The sequence below is a fragment of the Pseudomonas sp. 22515 genome (assembly GCF_052044625.1).
GTDB classification, from domain to species: Bacteria; Pseudomonadota; Gammaproteobacteria; order Pseudomonadales; family Pseudomonadaceae; genus Aquipseudomonas; species Aquipseudomonas alloputida.
The window spans coordinates 63,445-71,617 of record NZ_JBQENN010000024.1; the positions used below are offsets into that span (position 1 = coordinate 63,445).

An 8,173-nucleotide genomic window follows, 5' to 3' on the forward strand; every position below is an offset into this window, starting at 1 on the left:
GTTGATCGGGTCGCCAAACCCGGTCGCTGAATTTGCAGCGACAGGCGGAGAGTAACTTGTGAGCCGACGAAGCGCAAGCTGAATGGTGCGGGCAGGTTGCATGGCTCTTGGCCATGGCATAGAGTGAGCGGGCACAGTGAAGATCCTCAGACGCCCTCGGTTGCAGCCGGGGGCGTTTTCGTTAGTGGGTAATGGCCGGGCGACGCTCAAGCTTGAGCCAAGTGAGATTGCGGCCTTGCCTGGCCTTCTCATACATCTGTCCTAACGCATCGGGATTGGCCAGCACATTGGGCACCAACTGGGCTGCATCCTGAATTACTACGTCCCCAGGCGCCTCGACAGCGAGCAGCACCCAATCGAGGGTCGGCCAAATCAGCAACAGAACGTGAGCCCCTTTGGCCAGTGCTTCGTCGCGGAGCTTTTGCAGTCGCTCCAGTCGTCCAGGCGAAGGTGCCTTTGGGCCCAGTTCGTCTATGGCATCAAGGGCATCGGCGGGCAGGAAAATAGGTTTCATGCGGCGCACCCTCGCAACCAGGCCGCAACTCGCTCATCCTCCGCGCATTCGCGCTCATACTCAGCACGCAGCATGCGGCGGCAATCATCAGTGTTTACGCGGACCCATTCGGACAGACCATCACAGGTCGTCTCATGCTCTGAGGACTGCCAAGGCAAGTCAGTAGACTGCGCTGCGCGTTGATTGATACGGCGGGCGTCAATGTAGTTATGTTCGGCCGCTGTGCGCTCAGCCGCTACTTGAGATTCCACATAGGCATCCCACACCTCTGGGCAATTTGCATAGGCCGCATCACTCCCTACGAGCCAGTAAGTGACCCACTGGTTTGACTCGTTCGAATCTCCAGCGGGATGGGTCATAGCAAATACGCCTGATCCCATCATTTGTGCTGGCTCCATTCGCGTCCTCTGCTGGCGCAACACGGCAGGCAGCTCCCAAGGGGAAGGAACTAGCGGGAGCACCAGGCCATCAGAGTTGAAAAAGTGCGCTTTTCCTTCCAGGCCGTTCCAACTTACACCTGCGACGGTACGTTGCTTCCAGTTGTTGCGGCCCGGCTGGTAAAGGGCAAAGCCAATTCCGTATGTGTCGAAGAAGGGACCCGTAAAGGGCGTACGAGCGGGTCTCATACAGTGATCCCCCGCGCTTCAATACGTGCACGCGCCCAGCGCTGCACCTCTGCAAGAACGAAACCCACTGGCGCTCCCCGTGACGTGCTGTTGCTTAACGGCACGGGGCGAGGAAAGGTCGGATCGTCCTTGAGCCGCTTGTAAATAGTTGCGCGAGCTAAGCCGGTCATAGCCACCACATCGGGGAAGCGAATAAGCGTGGCAGCAGGGTCAAAGCCTGGAGCTTGATCGATACTCTGGCGCAGATTGCGCCCCGAAATGCCGTCGCCAAGCAATCGGACAGTGCTCGAGCGGGCGGGATTTTTGCCCATGGTTTGATGCGCCGACATTAGATTTCCCCCCGAGGCGCGGAGGGGGTGTGGTGCCGGTCTGCTAGCCAGGCGACCAGCTCGGTGCGCTGATAACGGATACGCGCGCCGCAGCGGATGAAGGGGAGAGAGTGGCGACCAGTGCTGCGCCAGGTGGCCAGGGTCTTGACCGATAGGCCCAACAATTGGGCCGCTTGGTCAGGCGTGAGAAGGTCAGCAGGTGAGACAGTTGTTACAGTTCGATTGAGTTGCATGGGATGCCCCCGGAGATGATGAAATCAACGGAGGCGAAGATATGAAGGTGGCGGGAAGTGAACTAGGTTCACTTCCCTGTAATTTAGGCAGGAGGCAAAACACCCCCCTGGCGTAGCACTGACCGTATGCTCTTTGAACCAAGGGTTTCCGCAACGGCCATGCCCGAGATGATCCCTGTGATTTCACCGGGCGACCTACCAGACGCGAGTAGCTCCCGGCCTGCATCACAAATGGCCCTGTCGCGCTCGGCATTCTTCTCCTGCCTGGCTGCCCCGCTTCGCTCTCCAGCTTTTCTGCCTACAGCTGCGCGTGAAGTCTTTAAAGCTCGCTCGCTAATCCGTTTCAGTGCAGCAGGTGGGATACTTGAGTCCCGATAAAGCTCAGCGATGACAATGGAATTGCGTGCGCGTCCCAGCAGATCGGCAGCCGATTCCCGTGCCTCGATCTCGGCGATCGAATCTTTAATGCGGTAATCATTAACAATGGTGGCGTAAACCTCAGGGTAATTAATTCTTGTATCGTCAATAAGCGCACGCCCACTCGCTTCGAACATATCGTCAGCCAATTGCGCTTGCCATTCGCGAAGAACATTTATCGCCCGACAGCCATAAGCCATAGCGAGGGCTGCCGCAAGTTGGGAGTCAGTTATGCGGCTATCGGATGAAGCGACAAGGCGCGCAGCCGAAGGTACATCTAGCGATAGCGATGCAACAAACCCCCACTCCGTCCGCTGCTCAATGGTATACAGCCTTCGGCTTATCTCTGCTGCCGCCTCAATTGCCCACTCCTCGCGCTCATGAGGGCGCCACATTTCGACACCAGTCGCCACTAGATCAAGCGCTTCATTGAAGCGCTCGGCGAATTCGCCATAAAGCGGCAACCACTCCAACTCCAACTCAAGCTCGTCGAGGTCGAGGTTCAGAGGACTCATTAATTTGCCAAGAGTCATAGCAATGCGCCGTTAGCTATTTGACGATCCCCACGCCCCAATTGGCGCAGATAAAGCCGCGCCGGGCCGTGCTTGAGTGCGTGAGCGCATCGGAAGAGCGGCCAGCAGGACGGGGAGGAGGCTTGCGTTGGCGTAGACGGGCGCACGGGCCGAGCCGCCTCGTTCAGAGAACACCTTGGGTGCTCCGGCGTCTTCGTGTTCCGCCGTTCAGGCAAAGGTGTTCCTTGGCTACAGACCTCGTGGTTTTTGGCTTCCAGCGTTTTTGGAACACCAAGAACACCAAGAACACCGGCTTTTAATCGAATACTTGTTTTCATTGCCGTCCATTCATGCCAAATGTCCCACGCACCACATTGCTTACTCCCTCCCCCATGCGAGCAAAGTCATAAGGCGTGATGTGCTTCTCTCGATTGGCATCCAGATAGTCGGCCCACCACTGAACCATGAGCCGGCGTTCTTCAATGTACTCAGCTTTGTGAATGTATGCCGCCCGCACGCTGTTACGCTCTTGGTGGCTCATCTGACGCTCTACTGCGTCCTTGCTCCACAGTCCCGACTCGACGAGCGCGGAACAGGCCATCGCCCGGAACCCATGGCCACACACCTCAGTTTTGGTGTCGTAGCCCATGCGTCGAAGCGCCTTGTTCACCGTGTTTTCACTCATGGGCTTCCAGTGGTTGCTGTCACCAGCGAACACCAGGTCGAAGCGTCCGGTGAGCTGCCGCACCTGCTCGAGTGTGGCCAAGGCCTGGTGACTGAGAGGTACCAGGTGGGGCGTGCTCATCTTGGAGCCGCGATGCGAGTTCTTCACACCCTCGATCTCCTGGCGCTCCCCGGGGATCTCCCACATGGAGCGACCGGCGTCGATCTCTGGCCAGCGCGCAAACCGCAACTCGCTGGATCGAATAAAAACCAGCAGGGTGAGCTGGGTGGCCAACCGTGTCAGCGGCCGACCAGTGTCGCTGTCGATTCGTTGCAGCAGCTCAGGCAGCCGATCCAGTGCCAGCGCAGGTCGGTGGACGGTCTTGCGTGTAGCAGTTGCGCCCTGTAGGTCGACTGCAGGGTTCGTGTCGATGTGCCCGTGCTGGACAGCCATGCGCATGATCCCAGTCATGTACTGCCGTAGCCGACCGGCAGTGTCCAGAACTTCACGCTTCTCCACAGCCTTGAGCGGCACCAGCAGGTCGCGGGTCTTGAGGCCGGCCACCGGTCGCTGGCCCAGGGCCGGGAGTAGGTAAGTTTCGATCCGCCGCCACACCGTCGCGGCATGACCTGGGGACCACTTCTTAGAGCAGGCGTCGTGCCAGTCCTTGGCCAGCACGCCGAAGGTGTTGGCCCTCGCGTTCGCCGCTTCGACCCTCCCCTGCCTGGCGCTCTCAATCGGGTCTTTACCATGCGCCAACAACTCCAGCGCTTCGGCTCGGCGCGCACGGGCGGCTTTGAGTGTTAGCGCTGGATAGTTACCGAAGGTGGCCAGCCCCTCTCTGCCATCCGGCCGCTTGAACTTCATACGCCAGATCTTGCTGCCATTCTTCTTGACCAGCAGGAACAAGCCCTGACCGTCGAACAGGGTGTAGTCCTTGTCCCGCGGCTTGGCGGCCTCGCATTTGGGGTCTGAGAGGGGTGTAACGGTGCGTGCCATAGGTATACGTTTTCTCGTCGAACCGGCGTATACCCTAACGTATACCTAAAATCGGTATTGCCTAGAGACAGAATGAGACAGCAATAGACAAGAAAGCCCGCACTTGGCGGGCTTTTCAGGGGATTCCGTGTACAAGAAGAGACGTATCGGAACAGTTGAATGGTGCCGGAGACAGGAATCGAACCTGCGACCTTCGCGTTACGAGTGCGCTGCTCTACCGACTGAGCTACACCGGCGTGTAGCGCAACGTACCACTGCTCACACCCGTAACGCAAACCCCTGTTTCCGCTGGTTTATTGCCCTGCCCTCAAGCCCCCTTGCACCCTTTGGGCGCCAGGTCTTCCTCGATGTCGGTCGTGCACGCCCAGCCGCTGGCCGAACGCGTCAGGGTCAGGGCCTTGCCCAGCACGTTGGCCGGGGCATCCACCAGGGTGCAGACAATGCTGCCGCTGCCATCCGCAGCCTTGCCGCTCGCCGTGATCGCACAATGCGCCGTCGCCGGCTGGCCACCCAGGGCGGCGACATCCGCTACATCCTTGCCATCATTCAGCCGCAGATCCATCGCCGTCTTCAGCGCGCTGATCTCCAGCAACCCGGCCGCGGCCTTGGAGCGTGCCTGGTGGTTGGTGTACATCGGTAAGGCGATGGTCGCCAAAATGCCGATGATCGCGACGACGATCATCAGTTCGATCAGGGTGATACCGCGTTGCCCTTTCATGAACGTAGTTCCTTTTTGATTCGCTTACACATTGAGGTCAGTTGCGCCCCAACCGGCAGCGGCGCAGTAGGCCTGAACAGACACCTTTTGTCACCCCTGCCCGCACGGGCGTCATCTTCGCTGAACTACTCTAGTGAGCATCACGGACGCGTGCCCTTGCATGGACGCGGCAAGCTGTTTCCAGGCTTGTCGCCGGGGCTGAACAAGGACCTTTGCATGACTTCATCTTCACTTCTGTACCGCTGGCACGGCACCGACGCCAATGGCACGCCGGTCAGCGGCCAAACACCCGGGCGCAGCCCGGCTTATGTGCGCGCCGGGCTGATTCGCCAGGGCATCACGGTGGCGAGTTTGCGGCCGGCCAGCGGGCTGGCGTTCAGCTTGCCAAAGCGGCGCGAAAAGGCAGACCCGGCGGGGTTCAGCCGGCAGTTGGCGACGTTGCTCAAGGCCGGCGTGCCGCTGCTGCAGGCGTTCGAGGTGATGGGCCGCAGTGGTTGCGATGCGGCGCAGGCGGGGTTGCTGGAAAGATTGAAACAGGATGTGGCCTCAGGCCTGGGGTTGGCGGATGCGTTGCAGCGTCACCCGGCATGGTTCGATGCGCTGTATTGCAACCTGGTACGGGTGGGCGAGCAGTCCGGTACGCTCGACCGGCAGCTGGAGCAGCTGGCCGGCATGCTGGAACAGCGTCGGGTGCTGCACAAGAAGGTGCGCAAGGCGATGATCTACCCGCTGCTGCTGTTGCTGACCGGGCTGGGGGTGTCGGCGATCTTGTTGCTGGAGGTGATTCCTAAATTCGAGAGCATGTTCTCGGGCATGGGCGCGGCGTTGCCGGCATTTACCCAATGGGTGATCAACTTGTCCACAGGGCTGAGCCGGTTTGCGCCGCTGCTGCTGGTGATGGGCGTGGTGCTGGGTGTTGCCGTGCGCCAGCTTTACCGGCAGCACGCGCCAGCGCGCCTGTGGATATCTCGGCGGGTGCTGGGCTTGCCCGTGTTTGGCAAGTTGCTGGGGCAGGCCGCGCTGGCGCGGTTTGCGCGCAGCCTGGCAACGTCCTACGGCGCCGGGGTGCCGTTGCTGGATGCGCTGGGTACGGTGGCGCGGGTAACGGGTGGCGACCTGCACGAGCAGGCGGTGTTGCGGCTGCGCCAAGGCATGGCCAATGGGCAAGGGCTGAACCAGGCGATGGCCGGTGAACCGCTGTTCCCCCCCTTGCTGGTGCAGTTGACAGCCATCGGTGAATCCAGCGGCACGCTGGACCAAATGCTGGAAAAAGCCGCCAGCCATTACGAGGAACAGGTCAGCCAGGCGCTGGACCAGTTGACCAGCCTGCTGGAGCCGGCCATCGTGCTGATCCTGGGCTTGCTGGTGGGTGGCCTGGTGGTGGCGATGTACCTGCCGATCTTCCAGTTGGGTAGTTTGATCTGAACATGACTTTATGGGCTTTGCTGGCTGAACAGCCAGCGTATTTCCTCACCCTTGCCACGGTGCTCGGCCTGCTGGTGGGCAGCTTTATCAACGTGCTGGTATATCGCCTGCCGATCATGCTGGAGCGCCAATGGCAGCGTGAGGCGCAAGAGGTATTGGGGCTGCCGACCACGCAGCACCCGCGTTTCGACCTGTGCCTGCCCGCCTCCCGGTGCCCACACTGCGCGCACCAGATTCGTGCGTGGGAGAACATTCCGGTCATCAGCTACCTGGCCTTGGGCGGGCGCTGTTCGTCCTGCAAAAACCGCATCAGCCTGCGTTACCCGGTAGTGGAAGTGGCCAGCGCGCTGCTGTCGCTGGTAGTGGCCTGGCGCTTCGGCGCTTCGGTAGAGGCGTTGCTGGCGTTGCCGCTGACCTGGTGCCTGCTGGCGCTGAGCCTGATCGATGCGGACCACCAGCTGCTGCCGGATGTGCTGGTGCTGCCGACCATGTGGCTAGGGCTGATCGTCAATACCTTTGGCATCCATGTGCCCCTGGCCGACGCAATGTGGGGCGCAGTGGCCGGGTACCTCAGCCTGTGGACGGTGTACTGGGTGTTCAGGCTGGTCACCGGCAAGGAAGGCATGGGCTATGGCGATTTCAAGCTGATGGCGCTGATCGGGGCGTGGGGGGGTTGGCAGGTGCTGCCGTTGACGCTGCTGTTGTCGTCGGTGGTGGGGGCGCTTGTTGGCCTGTGCTTGCTGCGTTTTCGCCGGCATGCCTTGGGCACGGCTATCCCGTTTGGCCCTTATCTGGCAATTGCGGGGTGGATTGCCGTGCTCTGGGGTGATGAAATATACGCCTCATACATACAACTGCTTGGATACTGATGACCACTGCGGCCTTTACCCCCTGGATTCTCGGCCTGACCGGCGGCATTGGTAGCGGCAAAAGCGCCGCTGCCGAGCGCTTTGTCGAGCTTGGCGTGCACCTGGTCGATGCCGACCAGGCGGCGCGCTGGGTTGTCGAACCTGGTCGCCCGGCCCTGGCCAGCATCGTCGAGCGCTTCGGCCCGGGCGTGCTGCAGGGCGACGGCCAGCTCGATCGCGCCGCCCTGCGCCAGCTGATTTTCGCCGACCCAGCGCAACGCAAATGGCTGGAGCAACTGCTGCACCCGCTGATCGGTCAGGAGATTTTCAGCTATCTGGCCAAGGCGCAGTCGCCTTATGCGGTCTATGTGTCGCCGCTGCTGATCGAATCGGGCCAGCACCATAAGACCCAACGCGTACTGGTGATCGATGCGCCGCAGGACCTGCAAATAGCCCGTACCCTGGCGCGGGACAACACCAGTGCCGAGCACGTGCAGGCCATTTTGCAGGCGCAGTTGGCCCGTGAGGATCGCCTGCGCCATGCCGATGATGTGGTGGTCAACGACGGCGGCCTGGCCGCGCTGCATGAGCAGATTGACCGCCTGCACCACTTTTACCTGACTTTGAAAGGAGGCCAGCCATGAGCCAGCCATTGACCGTCGATTGCCCAACTTGCGGCGCGCCTGTGGAATGGAGCGAAAAAAACGCGTTCCGACCGTTTTGTTCGGACCGTTGCAAGCTGATCGACCTGGGGGCCTGGGCGGCTGAGGAGCACAAAATTGCGGGGTCGGAAGGGTCCGAAGATGAGCTGTATTCGGGGGACCTGGAGCCGCGGCATTGAGCTGATTGCAAGGCGGCTGTGCCGACCTGTGGGAGCCTTGTGTCGCG

Annotated in this window: 11 protein-coding genes and 1 tRNA gene; 4 read left to right on the top strand and 8 right to left on the bottom strand. The window is 60.8% G+C overall.

Annotated elements, in window-relative coordinates; genetic code table 11:
* Positions 1-181 precede the first annotated feature (181 nt).
* The 8 genes from ACTJJN_RS20770 to ACTJJN_RS20805 form a co-directional block, all read right to left on the bottom strand.
* Positions 182-514 carry a hypothetical protein gene (locus tag ACTJJN_RS20770; RefSeq protein ID WP_440781579.1) on the bottom strand — a complete coding sequence of 111 codons (333 nt, stop codon included), beginning with the start codon at positions 512-514 and terminating at the stop codon, positions 182-184.
* Positions 511-1,140, bottom strand: a complete 630-nt coding sequence (locus ACTJJN_RS20775; RefSeq protein WP_440781580.1) for a hypothetical protein — start codon at positions 1,138-1,140, stop codon at positions 511-513. Before ACTJJN_RS20775 ends, ACTJJN_RS20770 begins: the two co-directional genes overlap by 4 nt.
* Complete coding sequence (locus tag ACTJJN_RS20780; RefSeq protein WP_440781581.1) at positions 1,137-1,469, bottom strand: helix-turn-helix transcriptional regulator; 333 nt, start codon at positions 1,467-1,469, stop codon at positions 1,137-1,139. Before ACTJJN_RS20780 ends, ACTJJN_RS20775 begins: the two co-directional genes overlap by 4 nt.
* Positions 1,469-1,702 carry a helix-turn-helix domain-containing protein gene (locus tag ACTJJN_RS20785; RefSeq protein ID WP_440781582.1) on the bottom strand — a complete coding sequence of 78 codons (234 nt, stop codon included), beginning with the start codon at positions 1,700-1,702 and terminating at the stop codon, positions 1,469-1,471. Before ACTJJN_RS20785 ends, ACTJJN_RS20780 begins: the two co-directional genes overlap by 1 nt.
* A gap of 83 nt (positions 1,703-1,785) precedes the next feature.
* Positions 1,786-2,652, bottom strand: a complete 867-nt coding sequence (locus tag ACTJJN_RS20790) for a hypothetical protein (protein WP_440781583.1) — start codon at positions 2,650-2,652, stop codon at positions 1,786-1,788.
* Positions 2,653-2,965: 313 nt separating this feature from the next.
* Entirely contained in the window at positions 2,966-4,294 is a 1,329-nt protein-coding gene (locus tag ACTJJN_RS20795; RefSeq protein WP_440781584.1) for a tyrosine-type recombinase/integrase, read from the bottom strand.
* Between the two features lie 160 nt (positions 4,295-4,454).
* Positions 4,455-4,530, bottom strand: a tRNA-Thr gene (locus tag ACTJJN_RS20800).
* A 71-nt stretch (positions 4,531-4,601) separates the two neighbouring features.
* Entirely contained in the window at positions 4,602-5,012 is a 411-nt protein-coding gene (locus tag ACTJJN_RS20805) for a pilin (RefSeq protein WP_176685551.1), read from the bottom strand.
* Positions 5,013-5,228: 216 nt separating this feature from the next.
* Here ACTJJN_RS20805 and ACTJJN_RS20810 point away from each other — a divergent pair, with 216 nt between their 5' ends.
* The 4 genes from ACTJJN_RS20810 to yacG are packed head-to-tail and all read left to right on the top strand — an operon-like array spanning position 5,229 to position 8,126.
* Positions 5,229-6,437 carry a type II secretion system F family protein gene (locus ACTJJN_RS20810; RefSeq protein ID WP_221100754.1) on the top strand — a complete coding sequence of 403 codons (1,209 nt, stop codon included), beginning with the start codon at positions 5,229-5,231 and terminating at the stop codon, positions 6,435-6,437.
* Positions 6,438-6,439: 2 nt separating this feature from the next.
* Positions 6,440-7,306 carry a prepilin peptidase gene (locus ACTJJN_RS20815; RefSeq protein WP_440781586.1) on the top strand — a complete coding sequence of 289 codons (867 nt, stop codon included), beginning with the start codon at positions 6,440-6,442 and terminating at the stop codon, positions 7,304-7,306.
* Positions 7,306-7,929: a dephospho-CoA kinase gene (gene coaE / locus ACTJJN_RS20820; RefSeq protein ID WP_004575721.1), complete on the top strand. Its 624-nt coding sequence runs from the start codon at positions 7,306-7,308 to the stop codon at positions 7,927-7,929. The genes ACTJJN_RS20815 and coaE overlap by 1 nt, the downstream gene beginning before the upstream one ends.
* On the top strand, positions 7,926-8,126 hold the full coding sequence (yacG, locus tag ACTJJN_RS20825; protein ID WP_003247540.1) for a DNA gyrase inhibitor YacG: 201 nt from the start codon (positions 7,926-7,928) through the stop codon (positions 8,124-8,126). Before coaE ends, yacG begins: the two co-directional genes overlap by 4 nt.
* The last annotated feature ends 47 nt before the right edge of the window (positions 8,127-8,173 follow it).